Origin of the sequence: Pseudomonas syringae (assembly GCF_000737245.1) — a bacterium.
GTDB classification, from domain to species: domain Bacteria; phylum Pseudomonadota; class Gammaproteobacteria; order Pseudomonadales; family Pseudomonadaceae; genus Aquipseudomonas; species Aquipseudomonas syringae_J.
Map to the genome: position 1 here is coordinate 82,881 of NZ_JPQU01000029.1, position 15,475 is coordinate 98,355.

The following is a 15,475-nucleotide window of genomic DNA, read 5'->3' on the forward strand; positions in this document are numbered from 1 at the left end:
GGTTTCGACGAATGAATAAAGCCCTGCCCAATAACGGCGGGGCTTTTTTTCGCCCGTAAAATAAGCAGCGTGATTGATATCCCTCTAGCGCAAAGGGATATATGCAGGTCGATGCTTGTCGGGAAATAATTTAAAAACAGTCCTTTACGCTGGATTTCTGACACTACACTTCAACTTAAGCGGCACCGGCCGCTTCCGACGGGCCTGACCTGTACCTTCGCTGCCAATACGTCAGGGCCCGGCGGTCATTGGATTCCCCGAGGGCATTATGGGAATTGCAGCCAGAGATTTATCCCGTCACGTCATCCGCCCCACACTGCTGTATTTGAACCGCCACAGCGGGGGCGCCGAATCATTTCTGCTGGCAGTCGCGGCCAGCCAGTCCTCATTAGGTGCAGAGCTGGACAGCCGACGGGGCCACGGCCTTTACAGCATCACCGACGTTCGCCACCGACAACTATGGGACAGCTATCTGGCGCGAGATCCGGAGCTAGCCAGCCTCGTTCGCGGGCTAGCCAGCCAACATGCCTTCCTGACCGGCCCCCATCTGGAACTTACCGTGAACCTGCGTTACTCCACCGCCATTGCATGGTTAATGGTTGAAGCCAGAGGCTCGTGCCTGCCCTCCGATGAAGATCCCCGTGAAATGGCCAAAATATGGCGCGAAATATTTCAGCCTCAGGGCAGACTGCGTGATTTCGTAGACGCATGGCAGACCTGTGTAACTCCGCTATATCACCCGGCATGACCGGGATGTGACCGCCGCACGTTGCGTTACGATGTCGACATTTTAAACGGATTGTCCTACAAAAAACGCTCTAGATCGCGCCATTGGGCCTATAGCGCATTCCGAAAAATGTTGGTAATTTCCGCGCGGTGATCAACACGGAGTTCTAATAATGAAAAAAGTAATGCTCAAGACCACACTCGGCCTAGCTGTCAGCCTGGCAACTTCTCAATTGTTTGCTTCCGGCTTCGCTATCAACGAGCAAAGTATCAGTGGCATGGGCACCGGCTTCGCGGGCCGCTCTTCCTCAGCTGATGATGCAAGCACTGTCTTTGGTAACCCTGCCGGCATGTCCCGTTTGAAGCGCGAACAAGTCAGCGTTGGCGCAGCGGCGATCATCGCCAAAACCGACATTGACAACGGCCGCGGCACTTTTGGCGGCAGCAATGATGGCGATATGGTACCGTTCGTCGGTGTTCCGATGGGCTATTACGTCAAGCCTATCGATGATCACTGGGCATTTGGTGTTGGTTTCTACGTTCCGTTTGGTCTGGTCACTGACTACGAAAGCGGTTTTGCCGGTCGCTACTGGGGTGACAAGAGCCACGTTCAGGTTCTCACCTTCCAGCCCACCGTCAGCTATGCATTCAACGACAAGGTCTCGATCGGTTTCGGTCCTACCTTCAACCGCATCGAAGGCGAGCTGACCTCAGCCACGCTTAACGCTGCAACACCTGGCCGCAATGACGGCGAAGTGAAGATCAAAGGCGACGACCTGGGGATCGGCTTCAACGCCGGTATCCTGGTACAAGCCACTGACAGCACCCGCGTAGGCCTGACCTACCACTCCAAAGTCGAATACAAACTCGATGGCAAAACCAAAATCGAAGGCAGCGGTTTCGGCCCGTTCAACGGCGGCAAGTATCACGCTGGCCTGAACATTGATACTCCGGAATCTGTCGATTTCTCGGTTACCCACGAGCTGGACGCCAACTGGACTCTCTATGCAGGGAGCACCTGGACTCGCTGGAGCCGACTGGAAAGCATCGTTGTGAACAACAGTGGCGTTCCACCGCAACTGGGTGGCTCAGCAGGCCCGATCGGCAGAATTGCCGAAGAACAGAACTGGCACGACACCTGGGCACACGCCATCGGCGCGTCCTACAAAGTCAACAAAGAGTGGACCCTGCGTACCGGCTTCTCGGTTGATCAGTCGCCAGCCAATAACCTGAATCGTTCACCACGCATCCCGACCGGTGACCGCAAGGCCATCAGTTTCGGTGCTGCCTGGAGCCCGACGGACGACATGACCATCGACGTGGCCTACTCGTACCTGCGTGAAGATGAAGCGAAGATTCGCGACGCCAGCGCGACCAAAGGCGCCTACAGCGCGGACTACCGCAACAGTGCTCACGGTATCGGTAGCTCGATCACCTATCGCTTCTGATGCATTAGTCGCGACGGGCTGAAAACAAAAGCCCCGCAAACCAGTGATGGTCTGCGGGGCTTTTTGTTATCTGCGCCTCAAGGTTTGGAAGCGATGGCCTTTTCCACCGCCGCAATCAGATCCGGATCGTCCGGCTCGGTCATGCTGGAGAAACTGGCCACGACCTTGCCCTGACGATCGACTACGTATTTATAGAAGTTCCAGCGCGGCGCGCTGCTCTGCTCGGCCAGCACCTTGAACAGATGCGTGGCGTCAGAACCTCTGACGCTCTGCGGCTCGGTCATGGTGAAGGTCACGCCGTAATTGACGTAGCAGACTTTGGCGGTCTCCTCTCCGTCTTTGGACTCCTGCTTGAAGTCATTGGACGGCACGCCCAGCACTTCCAACCCCTGCCCTTTGTAACGCTGGCTCAGGGCCTCAAGGCTTTTGAATTGCGGCGCAAAACCACAGAAGCTGGCGGTATTGACCACCACCATTGGTTTGCCGGCGAAGCGCTGGCACAGATCGATATTTTCCTTGGCGCGCAGCTTCGGCAATTCACCCTGCAGCAACGGCGGGCAGTCTGCAGCCAGGGCAGTTCCGCCCATGGCGAGCAATAGAACAGGAACAGCAAGCCAGCGAGTGGTCATAAGAATTCCAGGCACCGGTCGGCGCAGTCGTTATTGTCTTTTCTGTCAGACAAATTAACCTGCGCCCGAAGAAATGCCTAGCGCGGCTAGTCAGCAGGCGCCCATACCGAGTTGCAGTGCCGCCAACCCGACGTACTGCCATGCCCACCAGACCAGGGCCAGCAGCAACCCGCCGACCATGCCCGCGCCCCAGAACCTGAGTCTGTTCACGCGACACTCGCCTGCAAACGGGCAACTGGCCGTTCGCGTACCGGCCAGTTGAGCGCAGCGGCCAACAGGCTGAGCAGGATCGATAGTTGCCAGATCAAGTCATAGCTCCCGGTTCGGTCATAAACGACGCCACCCAGCCAACCGCCAAGGAAAGCGCCCAATTGATGGAACAGAAACACGATACCACCGAGCATCGACAAATTTCGCACACCGAATAGCGTAGCGACGGTGCCGTTGGTCAGTGGCACGGTAGACAGCCATAACAAGCCCATGGCCACACCAAACAGATAGGCCGTGGTCTGGCTCAAGGGCACCGAAATGAACAATACAATGACCACCGCGCGCAGCAGATACAGCATCGTCAACAATCTTGGTTTGGACATGCGCCCGCCCAGCCAGCCTGCGGTGTAGGTGCCGAAAATATTGAACAGGCCAATCAGCGCCAACACTGTGGTGCCCACCTTGGCCGGCAAGTGCTGATCCACGAGATAGGCTGGCAGATGCACGCCGATGAACACCACCTGAAAACCGCAGACAAAAAAACCAAGCGCCAGCAACCAGAACCCGGAGTGGGAGCAGGCTTCTTGCAACGCCTCACGCAAGGTTTGCTCGCCACCCACCAGCGGCGTCGGATTGTCCTTGAGCATCATCACCAATGGCAGAATCAGCGCCACCATCGCGCCCAGCACCAGCAAGGCCGAGGACCATCCCAACCAACTGAGGAGACCGAGAGTACCGGGCAGCATGGCGAACTGGCCGAAGGACCCCGCCGCACTGGCGATGCCCATGCCCATGCTGCGTTTCTCAGGCGGCAACGCCCGGCCGACAACGCCGAGGATCACTGAAAATGAAGTCCCGGACAGGCCGATCCCGATCAACAGGCCCGCGCTCAAGGACAGACTCAGCGGCGAGTCCGCCATGCTCATCATCATCAACCCGGCGGCGTAAAGAATCCCGCCGACAAACACCACCTTCGCCGCACCAAAGCGGTCAGCCAGGGCACCTGCGAAGGGTTGCGCCAAGCCCCACATCAGGTTCTGAAAGGCGATGGCAAACGCAAAGACCTCACGCCCCCAGCCAAAATCGGCACTCATGGGCGCAAGGAACAGCCCGAAACCATGCCGCGTGCCGAGCGACAGAGCCAGAATCAATGCACTGCCCAACAGAATCCAGCCACTGGTACGCCAGACAGAAGTCATTTTTATTCTCCAGCTCACGAGTAAGACGACAAGTTACGCGCATATACCCGTAACTGAATGTGTGGAAGCTACGCGCTGGGGGATGGAGGTGTCAATTCGAGAATGAACTCAGCCCTATGTGCGGTGCTTCTCCGCGATAAGGCTGGATGCGTTCGCTGTGAGTCGCGTCCAGCCTTATCGTCGGAATGCCGCCCAGAACAAGCACCGCTCCGACAATGGTTCAGTGGCGGCATCAGATTGCCAGCACCAATAGAACCACCACCTCAAGCAACTCCAACAAGGCCCCTGCCGTATCTCCGGTTGTGCCACCCAGACGCTTGACCATCAAATGCCGCAACCAAAAGAAAGCAGCAGCCGCCGCAATGAGCGCATACAAACCTGTCCACCCGGCAATCAACAGGCAACCAAGAGCAGCGACCAGCAACACCTTGGTCCCCGCCGGACGCGGTAAGTGATCAGCCAACGCCTGCCCCAACCCGCCCGCTCGAACATAGGGAGTACAAAGAAACAGCCCCAGCATCGCGACGCGGCCGATGACCGGCGCCAGCAACAATGCGACGCTGTGATGATTTTCGATCAAGGCCAGCAGCACAGTAAATTTGAGCAGCAGCACCAATATCAGGGTGACCACCGCGATCGGCCCGCTGCGCGGATCTTTCATGATGCTCAAAGTGCGTTCACGGTCGCCGAAACCACCCAGCCAGGCGTCGGCACTGTCGGCCAGACCGTCCAGATGCAACCCGCCGCTGAGCAGCACCCAGGCCGTCAGCAGCAACGCGGCATGCAAGAACAGTGGCGTGCCGCTGAGCAGTGCATTCAAACCAAGCAGCACGACACCAAACAGCACGCCCACCAACGGATAGAACAACAACGAGCGCCCCAGCTCTTGCGGCTTGGGCATGCCGGGCAAGCTGATCGGCAAGCTGCTGAGGAATTGCAGGGCAATCCAGAATGGCAACATGGCGGACTTCCTCGCTAACAACTCACAACTTAAATTGGAATGCTATTTCTGTGGGTGCTTGCCCGCGATAGGGTTGAATGCGATACGCCTGATATCCACGGCACCCTTATCGCGGGCAAGCTCCGCTCCCACAGGGATCCGAGTTTGCCACGTTGCAGCAAGCGGACTCCAAGGCTCCGTTCGAAGCCACACTAATGCCCAACAACGCGCCATGCCCCACCGTGACTTGCAGCAATTGCTCACGAGGCAAGCCCCGGGCCTGGGCCAACAACAGGCGCATCACACCGCCATGACTGATCAGCAAGACTCTTTCACCGGCATAAGCCTGATGCAACCGGTGCACCGCAGCCAGTACACGTGCCGAAAACTCAAGCACTGGCTCGCCATTGGGCGGGGTGAAGCTGTACGGATCATTCCAGAACAAGCCGAGGCCTTCGGCATCGGTGTCCATCAACTGTGCAGCGCTGTGCCCTTCCCAATCGCCGAAATGCAGTTCCTGCAAATCCGGCTCAAGGCTCAAGGGCAAGGAATGCTGGCGCGCCAACTCTTCGGCGAATCGTGCGCAGCGTTGCAGAGGCGAACTGACGATGCGGTCCCAAGGCCCGGATTCAGCTACCGCTGCGCGCATCTGTTGCCAACCGGCTTGCGTCAAGGCGTCGTCGATGCTGCCACGCATGCCGCCGCCCAACTCGGTTTCGCCGTGGCGCAGCATGTCCAGATGCAACATCATGCCGGGCGATCTGCAACGGCTGCTTCGGCAAAAGTCGCCATGCCGTTATGCAGCTGGCACGCCAGACGCACCAACGGCACCGCCAGTGCTGCGCCGCTGCCTTCGCCCAGACGCAGACCCAGATCCAGCAGCGGTTCGGCTTGCAAGGTTTCCAGCAGATGACGATGGCCAGGCTCGGCACCACGATGGCCGAACAGCAGCCAGTCACGGCACGAAGGGTTCAGACGCACGGCGACCAGAGCCGCAACGCTGCAAATAAAGCCGTCGACCAACACCGGGATGCCTTCCTGCGCGCACGCCAGATAGGCACCGGCCAGGGCTGCAATCTCGAAACCGCCCAGACAGAACAGGCTTTGCAGCGGGTCGCCAGCATGCTCGGCATGCAACTTCAGGGCGCGCTCGATGACCTCAGTCTTGTGGGCAATACCTGCGGCATTCAGCCCGGTGCCCGGCCCTACCAACAACTGCGCCGGGCACTCGAGCAGCGAGCAGGCCACTGCGCTGGCTGCTGCCGTATTACCGATGCCCATCTCGCCGCCGACGAACAATTCACTGCCCACCGCCTTGGCCCGCAACACGCTGTCGCGGCCGGCCTGCAGGGCCAATAGTCCCTGCGCCTGGGTCATCGCCGGAGCCTGAGCAAAGTTCGCCGTGCCGGCACCGATACGCAAATGGCGTACACCCGGCAGATCCAGTGGCGCGACCGTGCCCAGGTCGACCACATCCAGTTGCGCTGAGAGTTGTTGCGCCAAGACGCTGATGGCCGCGCCGCCTGTGACAAAGTTATGCAGCATTTGCCCGGTCACTTCCTGGGGATAGGCCGAGACGCCTTCGGCGACCACGCCGTGGTCCCCCGCGAAGATGGCGATCCAGAGCGCATCGGCCTTGGGTTTTGCCCGGCCCTGCAATCCGGCCAGTTGCACCGCAACGCGCTCCAGCTGGCCGAGTGAACCGGTGGGTTTGGTCAACTGTTGCTGTCGGGCAAGGGCCTCTTCGCGGACCGGAACATTGATCGTCCGTGCAGGCGCGAGCCACCAGGAATTACTCATAATGCGGATCCTTTCAATGTCAGCGGCAGGCCGGCAACCGTCAACACCACGCGCTGGCAACGTTCGGCCAGGGCTTGATGGAGCAAGCCGGCCTCATCGACATAACGCCGGGTCAACTCACCGAGGGGCACTACGCCCAGCCCGGTCTCGTTGCTGACAAAAATGATTTCGCCTGGCAGTTGCGCCAGGCAGTCGAGCAGCGCCTCGCGCTCTTGCGCCAGACGCGTGGGGTTTTCCAGCATCAGCAGATTGGTCAGCCACAGCGTCAGGCAGTCCACCAGCAGGCAGCGCTCGGCGCAGGCGTTATCACGAAGTATTCTCGCCAGCTCGATGGGCTCTTCAATCAGTCCCCAGCTGGCGGGCCGACGCTCACGGTGCAGGGCGACACGCTGGTTCAGCTCGCCATCCACCGGTTGGCTCGTGGCGATATACACCACCTCCAGCCCCGAACCACTGGCCAGCCCTTCCGCCAGTTTGCTCTTGCCGGAGCGTGCGCCGCCGAGGATTAATTGCAGCATGTCAGTGGTCCTCTTTCATCAGAAAGCACATCACCATCCGAGTGGAATGGGATTGATTGTGGGAGCGGTGCTTGCCCGCGATTGAGGCACCACGGTCCATGGGAGATACCGCGCTATCGTTCATCGCGGGCAAGCCTCGCTCCCACAGGAACCGTCCCTTTTCCAACCCCACACAACTCCCGCAACAAGCCGCCATCCAGATGGTTTTCCACCAGATCTGCCAGGCGCTCGATGTCACGTTCGCGCAGGGCGTGATAATCCACTTGCTGCACATCCTGCAAGCCCGCCCAACGCAGCAGCGCGCTGCACGCCTCGGGGGTTTCGAAGAGGCCGTGAAGGTAGGTGCCGAAAATCTGACCGTCCGCACTTTGCGCGCCATCGAAACGACCATCACCCAGCTCCACCGCCGGATTCTCCAGAGCCGCGCCGGTGGTCACTCCGGCATGAATTTCGTAACCGCTGACCTGCACGCCTTCCAGCAACAAACGGCCGGTCACATTGCGCAGCTGTTTGTGCTCTTCAAGCACAGTACTCATCTCCAGCAAGCCCAGGCCTGCACTGGAGCCCGGTGCACCTTCCAGCCCCAGCGGGTCATGCAAATACTCACCGAGCATCTGCAACCCACCGCAGATCCCGAGCAACTTGCCGCCATAGCGCAGATGGCGGGCGATAGCACTGTCCCAGCCATTGGCGCACAGGTACGCCATGTCACTGCGCACACTTTTCGAGCCGGGCAGGATGATCAGGTCAGCCGCAGGGATCGCCTGGCCCGGCCCGATGAATTGCAGATTGACCTGCGGATGCAGGCGCAGCGGGTCGAAATCGGTATGGTTACTGATGCGCGGCAAGATCGGCACCACCACATTCAACACTTGCTCGACCTTATCGGTCTGGCGCTGATCGAGGCCGTCTTCCGCCTCCAGATGCAGGTCCATCACGTAAGGCAGCACGCCCACCACCGGCTTGCCGGTACGGGCTTCAAGCCAGTCCAGACCCGGTTGCAGCAAGGCGATGTCGCCGCGAAACCGATTGATGATGAAACCTTTGACCCGCGCCTGTTCGCTTGGGGACAGCAACTCGAGGGTGCCCACCAGATGGGCGAAAACCCCACCGCGATTGATGTCGGCAATCAACAGCACCGGGCAATCCACTGCTTCGGCGAAGCCCATGTTGGCGATGTCATTGGCGCGCAGATTGATCTCGGCAGGCGATCCGGCGCCTTCGACCATGATCACCGGGTAAGTCTGGCTCAGCCGCGTGTGAGATTCGAGCACCGCCTGCATGGCGATCTCTTTATAGCCGTGATACGCCACCGCATTCATGGTGGTCACTGCACGGCCGTGAATAATCACTTGCGCACCGGTGTCGCTGTTGGGTTTGAGCAATACCGGGTTCATGTCGGTATGCGGTTGCAGGCCACAGGCTTGAGCTTGTACCGCCTGAGCGCGGCCGATTTCCCCACCATCGGCAGTGACCGCACTGTTGAGTGCCATGTTTTGTGGCTTGAACGGCACCACGGCAACGCCCTGGCGCGTCAGCCAGCGGCACAGCGCGGTCACCAGGGTACTTTTGCCGGCATCCGACGTGGTGCCCTGCACCATTAAGGTGGTCATGGCTGCTCCCGATTGAAATCCAAAAGTGCGGCATCCAGACGCTGCCACTGCACCTCGTCCCGAGGCAGGCCGAATCGCAGGCTGCATTTGAGCGGGTCGTCACTGACGAACAAGCGCAGCAGGATCCCGCGCACGGCGCAGAATTCATAGAGTTGCGCAGCACGAGGGGTGATCAGCCGCTGGAACAGCGCGCATCCACCCTGTGGCGTCAGGCAATGGCGGGTCAGCAATTGCACCAGACGCTGGCTCGCCTGCTCGGTGCGCTGGCGCTGCATGTCATGTCCTTCGGTATCACCCAGGCATGCCTGACCGATAATGCGCGTAGGCCCACTCACGGCCCACGGCCCGATCTCGTTGCGCAACAGGTTGAGCAAGCGGGCCTCGGCCAGGACAAAACCCAGTCGCACCCCAGCCAGGCCGAAGAATTTTCCGAAAGAACGCAGCACGATCAAACCGGGCACATCGCTGTGTTGCGCAAGACTCAATTCTGGCGTGTTGTCCATGAACGCTTCATCCACCACCAGCCAGCCACCGCGCCGGGCGAGCCGGGTGTGCCATTTCAGCAGTTGCTCGGCACTGAGCATCAGCCCTGTAGGATTGTTCGGGTTGACCACCACCAGCACGTCGAGGCTGTCGAGAAAATAGTCCACTTCATGCTCGACCACCTCGCGCACCAGAAACCCCGAATGGCGCCAGGCATGGGCGTGCTCGGCGTAACAGGGCGATAGCACGCCGACCTTGCCGGTACTGCGCAATCTAGGCAGCGCCTGAATGGCCGCTTGGGAGCCGGGCACCGCCAGCGCACCGGGGGCGCCGTAATAAACACAAGCGCTTTGCTCCAGCCCATCATCTGCTTCAGGCAGTCGCGCCCAGGCATCGGGCGGGATGGCCGGAATGGGAAAGGCCCACGGCGCAATGCCCGTGGAGAGATCCAGCCAGTCCGCTTCGGCAATGCCGTATTGCCGAGCGGCCTTGCGCAAGCGCCCACCGTGCTCAAGCATAAAACTCAGCTCCTACGCACAACACCAGCAACCATAACCACACACCGCGCTGCACCAGCTGCCAGCCTCGGTCGATGGCGTTCGCATCCGCCGGCACACCTTCGCCCAGTTGCGGACGTTGGTGCAGCTCACCGTGATAAATCGCCGCGCCACCCAGCTCCACCCCCAACGCACCAGCGCCGGCTGCCATCACCGGTCCGGCATTGGGGCTGTCCCAGGTCGGGCCTTGAGTGCGCCAGCAGCGCAGCGCCAGCCGGGTCTTGCCCAACAGCGCGTAGGTCAGCGCCACCAGCCGTGCAGGAATGTAGTTGAGCAGGTCATCGATCTTTGCCGCTGCCCAGCCGAAGCGTTCAAAACGTTCGTTGCGATAACCCCACATGGCGTCCAGCGTATTGCTCAGGCGATACAGGACCACCCCCGGCGCACCGGCGACCGCAAACCAGAACAGCGCGGCAAACACCGCATCACTGCCGTTCTCCAGCACTGACTCAGTGGCAGCCCGGGCCACTTCGGTGGCGTCCAGTTCGCTGGTCTGACGGCTGACCAAGTACCCCACCCGACGCCGCGCTTCTTCCAGATCATCGGAGCGCAACGCCTGAGCCACCGGCTCGACATGCTCGCCCAGGCTGCGCAAACCCAGGGCGCAATACAAGGCGAGGATCTCAACCAGCCAGCCGATGTAAGGCAGCCAACTGAGCAAGGTGGCCAGTAGGGTCAACGGCACCACCGCGATCACCCATGCAGTGACACCGTGGCTGCGCCAGCCGCGTCCCGCAGAATTGAAGCGCTGCTCGATGCGGTCGGCAAAGCGCCCGAACGCGACCAGCGGATGGGACCGTTTCGGCTCGCCGAGCAACGCATCCAGCGCCACCCCGGCGACGCTCAACAGCGCCATACTCATTGACTGACTCCCCACTGATTTTCAAACAGCATTTCGCTCAGCGGTCGCTCTTTTGTCCAGCCTTCCATGACCAGCATGGGTGCGGGATAGAACTCCGTCACCGGCCCCAGGCACAGAATCGCCAGCGGCTTGGCACCCGCTGGCATGCCCAGCAGATCCGCCAGCGCCTGGGGATCGAACAGCGATACCCAGCCCATGCCCAGACCTTCGGCGCGGGCCGCCAGCCAGAGGTTCTGAATCGCGCAGGATAGCGACGCCAGATCCATCTCGGGCAAGGTTCGACGACCAAAAATATGCTTCTCGCGATCATCCATCAGAGCCGCCACCAGCACTTCGGCGCAGTCGCTGATGCCTTCGACCTTGAGCTTCATGAAGTCATCGGCGCGCTCGCCCAAGGCTTCGGCGGTGCGAATCCGCTCCTCCTCGACCTGGGCCTGAATGCTGGCACGCAACGCTCGGTCGGTGATGCGGATGAAGCGCCAAGGCTGCATCAAGCCAACGCTGGGCGCTTGATGGGCAGCGTCGAGCAGACGTGCCAGTAATTCCGGGGCCACGCTGCCACCGCTGAAATGCCGCATGTCACGACGCTCGGCAATGGCACGGTAGACCGCAGCACGCTCTTGGTCGCTGTACGCTTGATCACTCATGGTTTGAAAAGCGCCGCAACCGCCTGAGGATTGGAAGGGAAATAGAAGTGCACGTAAGACGCGGTCAGACGCCCATCGCGATAAACCGCCTCTGCGCCGCGCCCACCGTTAGGGCTCAAGCCGCGAGCGATGGGCTGCAACTCGGTGCTGGTCAGCGAGTGGTGATAAGTGTGGCCGCGCAATTCGCCTTCGGGCAATGCAACGTTCTGCAGCGCCAGCGCCGCCAGACGCTTCTGCATCACCGCTTCACCACTCAGCAACCCGACCAGTTCAGCGCGTTGCCCGTCGACATCGGTCAAGGCATCAAGCAGATACAACATTCCACCGCATTCGGCCAGCAAGGGTTTGCCTGCCTGGTGATGGGCGCGAATCGCTGCCAGCATCGGCGCGTTCTGGCTCAAGGCTTGGTGGTGCAATTCCGGATAACCGCCAGGCAGATACAGGCTGTCGGCATCCGGTATTACGCTGTCGCGGATCGGCGAGAAAAACGACAGCTCGGCGCCCATGGCCCGTAGCAGGTCCAGGCTCGCGCCATAGGTAAAGGCGAAGGCTTCGTCATGGGCTATGGCGATACGCACGCCTTCCAGCAAAGGCTCTGCGGGAATGATCTCCGGCGCGGCGAACGTCACTGCCGGTGGCAAGGCCACTTCGCAGGTACTGGCCAAGGCCTCGGCAGCCGCGTCCAGACGCAGGTCCAGATCGTTCAGCTCGCTGGCCTGCACCAACCCGAGATGACGACTGGGCAGCTCGATTCCGGTTTCCCGGGACAGGGCGCCATACCAGCGCAGACCTTCGGTGAGGCTGCCTTCGAGCAATTGCGCATGGCGCACGGTGCCGACCCGATTGGCCAGCACGCCGGCAAATGGCAAATCCGGTTGATACCGCGCCAGCCCCAGCGCCAGGGCGCCGAACGTCTGGGCCATCGCCGTGCCGTCGATGACGCCCAGCACTGGCACGCCGAAATGACGGGCCAGATCGGCGCTGGACGGGGTGCCGTCGAACAGGCCCATCACGCCTTCAATCAGAATCAGATCCGCTTCGCCTGCCGCTTCCCAGAGCAGACGGCGGCTTTCATCGGCGCCGACCATCCACAAGTCCAGCTGATACACCGGCGCACCACTGGCCCGCTCAAGAATCATCGGGTCGAGAAAATCCGGCCCGCATTTGAACACGCGAACCTTGCGGCCCTGATTGCGATGCAGACGAGCCAGCGCAGCGGTGACAGTGGTTTTGCCCTGACCCGAAGCGGGCGCAGCGATCAATACGGCCGGACAATGGCGCGGCTCACTCATGAAAAATCACTCACAGCTCAATGCCTTTCTGCGCTCGGATGCCTGCCTGAAAGGCGTGCTTGACCACGGTGATTTCAGAAACAGTGTCGGCCATGTCGATCATTTCCGGCTTGGCACCACGACCGGTGACGATCACGTGCTGCATGGGCGGACGGGCTTGCAGATCGGCGAGCACCCGCTCGATGTCCAGATAGCCGTGTTTAAGGGCGATATTCAGCTCATCCAGCACGACCATGCCGATGGCCGGGTCGCGAAGCATTTCCAGGGACACTTCCCAAGCGGCTTCGGCAGCGGCGATATCCCGTTGACGATCCTGGGTTTCCCAGGTGTAGCCCTCGCCCATCACGTGGTAACGCACCTGCTCCGGGAAACGCCGGAAAAAGAATTCTTCGCCGGTGCTGTTGCTGCCCTTGATGAACTGCACAACGCCGCATTGCATGCCATGGCCCATGGCCCGGGCTAGCATGCCAAAGGCCGAGCTGCTTTTGCCTTTGCCATTGCCGGTGAGCACCAGGAGCAAGCCACATTCATTGGGGGCGCTGGCGATACGTTCGTCCATCACGGCTTTTTTGCGCAGCATGCGCGCCAGATGGCGTTCGTCACGTTCGGGGGATTCGTTCATCTCAGCTCTCCGCTTGAGGGCACGCGAAAGCAGACGGCAGGCGGCAGCACTGACTGGCCGCTCGGCCAGATCATGCGCAGAGCATCGCCCGCCGTGATGCTGTTGGATGGATCAGGCCGGTCTCCGGGCTCATGAGCGGGCGAACCCGACTGCGCGCCTTCCCATGGCTTTTCAGACACAGTGGCATCAGCACAGCTTCACTCATCTACCGTTGCGGGGGCAGCACCGGGATGAAGCGCGTTAAGCGGCTTTACCGGTTTCCCTGTTTCACTCAATCAATCCGGGGGATTTCGAGCACCTGAAACAAAGCGCGCAGATTAGAGGGTTGGGCTGGGAGCGTCAATCAAACACGGGGTTGAACCTCCCCCGCATGAGCGTCTCTATCTCTTATTGCACCCTGCCCGTTACGGAGATCCACCATGTTCACGCTCAAACCGCATTACGCTGTGTTGCTCGTGCTTGCTGCTGGCCTGGCGGGCTGTGGCGAGTCCTCTACCTTGCAGGTCAACGACGGCACCGGTCCGTCGCCCAAGCTGCCTGAACCGAACAAGACCCTGATCCCGACGGTGAACATCGCCCCGGCGGTCGGCTGGGCGAAAGATGCCAAACCCGTTGCGGCCCCCGGCACCCAGGTTGCCGCCTTCGCCGAGAATCTGGATCACCCACGCTGGCTGTATGTACTGCCCAACGGCGACGTGCTGGTGGCGGAAACCAATTCGCCGCCCAAACCCGACGATGACCAGGGCGTACGAGGGTGGGTCATGAAAAAAGTCATGGCCCGGGCCGGAGCGGGCGTGCCCAGCGCCAACCGCATCACCCTGTTGCGCGACAAGGATCACGACGGCGTGGCCGAGACCCGCACGGTGTTTCTGGCAAACCTCAACTCGCCGTTCGGCATGACTCTGGTGGGTAATAAGCTGTATGTGGCCGACACGGACCGCCTGATCAGCTTCCCGTATCAGGACGGCCAGACGTCGATCAGCGCTGCGCCTACCAAAGTCGTCGACCTGCCAGGCGGCACGCTGAATCACCACTGGACCAAAAACGTCATCGCCAGCAAGGACGGCAGCAAGCTGTACGTGACTGTTGGCTCCAACAGTAATGTGGCGGAAAACGGCATGGCCGCTGAAGAAGGTCGCGCCGCCATCTGGGAAGTCGATGCCGCCACCGGCGCACATCGTATCTTCGCCTCGGGCCTGCGCAATCCGAACGGCATGGATTGGGAACCCAACACCGGCAAGTTGTGGACGGCGGTCAACGAACGCGACGAAATCGGCAGCGATCTGGTCCCAGACTACGTCACCTCGGTCAAGGACGGCGGCTTCTATGGCTGGCCTTATAGCTATTACGGCCAGCACGTGGATGTGCGGGTGAAACCGCAAAATCCGGAACTGGTCGCCAAGGCTATCGCCCCGGACTTCGCAGTTGGTCCACACACCGCGTCGTTGGGTCTGGTGTTCGCCGACGGCAAAACCCTGCCTGCGCCATTTAACGAAGGGCTGTTCATTGGTCAGCACGGCTCATGGAACCGTAAACCCCACAGCGGCTATAAGGTGCTGTTTGTGCCCTTCAGCGGCGGTAAGCCTAGCGGCGCGCCCATCGACCTGCTGACTGGCTTCCTGAATTCCGATGAAAAAGCCCAGGGTCGGCCGGTCGGGGTGGTCAATGATCATCAGGGTGGGTTGCTGGTGGCAGATGATGTGGGGAATAAGATTTGGCGGGTTACGGGGGGGAAGACACAGCAGACCGCGGCCAAGCCTTGAAGCGCTAGATCTTTGAATCGAGTGGCACCCATAACGTTTGCGGCGCTGCTGAATTCTGGTTCCGTCCTGACGGCCGGGTCACTTTTGTTTCGACAAAAGTAACCAAAACCATTTTCGCTGACGTCCGGCCCCTGGTTCCCAGGGGTTCCTTCGCTCCGGCACCGTG

General features: G+C 60.6%; 15 protein-coding genes and 1 riboswitch. Of the genes, 3 read left to right on the forward strand and 12 right to left on the reverse strand.

What is annotated here, in order from left to right:
* The first annotated feature begins 268 nt into the window (after window positions 1-268).
* Both IV01_RS15065 and IV01_RS15060 read left to right on the forward strand, forming a co-directional pair.
* On the forward strand, window positions 269-748 hold the full coding sequence (locus IV01_RS15065; RefSeq protein ID WP_032627938.1) for a hypothetical protein: 480 nt from the start codon (window positions 269-271) through the stop codon (window positions 746-748).
* Between the two features lie 151 nt (window positions 749-899).
* Window positions 900-2,174, forward strand: a complete 1,275-nt coding sequence (locus IV01_RS15060) for an OmpP1/FadL family transporter (protein ID WP_032627939.1) — start codon at window positions 900-902, stop codon at window positions 2,172-2,174.
* 77 nt (window positions 2,175-2,251) lie between these two features.
* Here IV01_RS15060 and IV01_RS15055 read toward each other — a convergent pair whose 3' ends face one another.
* The 12 genes from IV01_RS15055 to cobO all read right to left on the reverse strand — a co-directional run bounded on the left by IV01_RS15055 (window position 2,252) and on the right by cobO (window position 13,546).
* Window positions 2,252-2,803, reverse strand: coding sequence for a glutathione peroxidase (locus IV01_RS15055; protein WP_032627940.1), 552 nt, complete (start codon window positions 2,801-2,803; stop codon window positions 2,252-2,254).
* A gap of 206 nt (window positions 2,804-3,009) precedes the next feature.
* Window positions 3,010-4,212, reverse strand: coding sequence for an MFS transporter (locus tag IV01_RS15050; protein ID WP_032627941.1), 1,203 nt, complete (start codon window positions 4,210-4,212; stop codon window positions 3,010-3,012).
* A gap of 232 nt (window positions 4,213-4,444) precedes the next feature.
* Window positions 4,445-5,173, reverse strand: coding sequence for an adenosylcobinamide-GDP ribazoletransferase (locus tag IV01_RS15045; RefSeq protein WP_032627942.1), 729 nt, complete (start codon window positions 5,171-5,173; stop codon window positions 4,445-4,447).
* A gap of 106 nt (window positions 5,174-5,279) precedes the next feature.
* Entirely contained in the window at window positions 5,280-5,903 is a 624-nt protein-coding gene (gene cobC, locus IV01_RS0124970) for an alpha-ribazole phosphatase family protein (protein WP_050507437.1), read from the reverse strand.
* On the reverse strand, window positions 5,900-6,952 hold the full coding sequence (cobT, locus tag IV01_RS15040; RefSeq protein ID WP_032627944.1) for a nicotinate-nucleotide--dimethylbenzimidazole phosphoribosyltransferase: 1,053 nt from the start codon (window positions 6,950-6,952) through the stop codon (window positions 5,900-5,902). Before cobT ends, cobC begins: the two co-directional genes overlap by 4 nt.
* Window positions 6,949-7,470, reverse strand: coding sequence for a bifunctional adenosylcobinamide kinase/adenosylcobinamide-phosphate guanylyltransferase (gene cobU, locus IV01_RS15035; RefSeq protein WP_032627946.1), 522 nt, complete (start codon window positions 7,468-7,470; stop codon window positions 6,949-6,951). The genes cobT and cobU overlap by 4 nt, the downstream gene beginning before the upstream one ends.
* Window positions 7,471-7,583: 113 nt before the next feature.
* Window positions 7,584-9,083 (reverse strand): cobyric acid synthase, encoded by a 1,500-nt coding sequence (locus IV01_RS0124975; RefSeq protein WP_050507439.1) that lies wholly within the window; start codon window positions 9,081-9,083, stop codon window positions 7,584-7,586.
* Window positions 9,080-10,084 (reverse strand): threonine-phosphate decarboxylase CobD, encoded by a 1,005-nt coding sequence (cobD, locus tag IV01_RS15030; protein WP_032627947.1) that lies wholly within the window; start codon window positions 10,082-10,084, stop codon window positions 9,080-9,082. Before cobD ends, IV01_RS0124975 begins: the two co-directional genes overlap by 4 nt.
* The gene (gene cbiB, locus IV01_RS15025; RefSeq protein WP_032627948.1) at window positions 10,077-10,985 is read right to left on the reverse strand and encodes an adenosylcobinamide-phosphate synthase CbiB; all 909 of its coding nucleotides are present in this window, start codon (window positions 10,983-10,985) and stop codon (window positions 10,077-10,079) included. The genes cobD and cbiB overlap by 8 nt, the downstream gene beginning before the upstream one ends.
* Window positions 10,982-11,632: a 5,6-dimethylbenzimidazole synthase gene (bluB, locus tag IV01_RS15020; RefSeq protein ID WP_032627950.1), complete on the reverse strand. Its 651-nt coding sequence runs from the start codon at window positions 11,630-11,632 to the stop codon at window positions 10,982-10,984. The genes cbiB and bluB overlap by 4 nt, the downstream gene beginning before the upstream one ends.
* Window positions 11,629-12,924 (reverse strand): cobyrinate a,c-diamide synthase, encoded by a 1,296-nt coding sequence (locus IV01_RS15015; protein WP_032627951.1) that lies wholly within the window; start codon window positions 12,922-12,924, stop codon window positions 11,629-11,631. The genes bluB and IV01_RS15015 overlap by 4 nt, the downstream gene beginning before the upstream one ends.
* Window positions 12,925-12,934: 10 nt before the next feature.
* A complete protein-coding gene (gene cobO / locus IV01_RS15010) occupies window positions 12,935-13,546 on the reverse strand; it encodes a cob(I)yrinic acid a,c-diamide adenosyltransferase (RefSeq protein ID WP_032627953.1) in 612 nt (203 codons plus the stop codon).
* A 96-nt stretch (window positions 13,547-13,642) separates the two neighbouring features.
* A riboswitch (cobalamin riboswitch) is annotated at window positions 13,643-13,863 on the reverse strand.
* 102 nt (window positions 13,864-13,965) lie between these two features.
* On the opposite strand from cobO, the gene IV01_RS15005 reads away from it, so the two are divergent.
* A complete protein-coding gene (locus tag IV01_RS15005; protein WP_032627954.1) occupies window positions 13,966-15,309 on the forward strand; it encodes a PQQ-dependent sugar dehydrogenase in 1,344 nt (447 codons plus the stop codon).
* The last annotated feature ends 166 nt before the right edge of the window (window positions 15,310-15,475 follow it).

What these genes read in the sequence shown, in the direction of transcription:
- IV01_RS15065 (WP_032627938.1), top strand. Translation starts at nt 269, where the DNA reads ATGGGAATTGCAGCCAGAGATTTATCCCGTCACGTCATCCGCCCCACA.
- IV01_RS15060 (WP_032627939.1), top strand. Translation starts at nt 900, where the DNA reads ATGAAAAAAGTAATGCTCAAGACCACACTCGGCCTAGCTGTCAGCCTG.
- IV01_RS15055 (WP_032627940.1), bottom strand. Translation starts at nt 2,803, where the DNA reads ATGACCACTCGCTGGCTTGCTGTTCCTGTTCTATTGCTCGCCATGGGC.
- IV01_RS15050 (WP_032627941.1), bottom strand. Translation starts at nt 4,212, where the DNA reads ATGACTTCTGTCTGGCGTACCAGTGGCTGGATTCTGTTGGGCAGTGCA.
- IV01_RS15045 (WP_032627942.1), bottom strand. Translation starts at nt 5,173, where the DNA reads ATGTTGCCATTCTGGATTGCCCTGCAATTCCTCAGCAGCTTGCCGATC.
- cobC (WP_050507437.1), bottom strand. Translation starts at nt 5,903, where the DNA reads ATGATGTTGCATCTGGACATGCTGCGCCACGGCGAAACCGAGTTGGGC.
- cobT (WP_032627944.1), bottom strand. Translation starts at nt 6,952, where the DNA reads ATGAGTAATTCCTGGTGGCTCGCGCCTGCACGGACGATCAATGTTCCG.
- cobU (WP_032627946.1), bottom strand. Translation starts at nt 7,470, where the DNA reads ATGCTGCAATTAATCCTCGGCGGCGCACGCTCCGGCAAGAGCAAACTG.
- IV01_RS0124975 (WP_050507439.1), bottom strand. Translation starts at nt 9,083, where the DNA reads ATGACCACCTTAATGGTGCAGGGCACCACGTCGGATGCCGGCAAAAGT.
- cobD (WP_032627947.1), bottom strand. Translation starts at nt 10,084, where the DNA reads ATGCTTGAGCACGGTGGGCGCTTGCGCAAGGCCGCTCGGCAATACGGC.
- cbiB (WP_032627948.1), bottom strand. Translation starts at nt 10,985, where the DNA reads ATGAGTATGGCGCTGTTGAGCGTCGCCGGGGTGGCGCTGGATGCGTTG.
- bluB (WP_032627950.1), bottom strand. Translation starts at nt 11,632, where the DNA reads ATGAGTGATCAAGCGTACAGCGACCAAGAGCGTGCTGCGGTCTACCGT.
- IV01_RS15015 (WP_032627951.1), bottom strand. Translation starts at nt 12,924, where the DNA reads ATGAGTGAGCCGCGCCATTGTCCGGCCGTATTGATCGCTGCGCCCGCT.
- cobO (WP_032627953.1), bottom strand. Translation starts at nt 13,546, where the DNA reads ATGAACGAATCCCCCGAACGTGACGAACGCCATCTGGCGCGCATGCTG.
- IV01_RS15005 (WP_032627954.1), top strand. Translation starts at nt 13,966, where the DNA reads ATGTTCACGCTCAAACCGCATTACGCTGTGTTGCTCGTGCTTGCTGCT.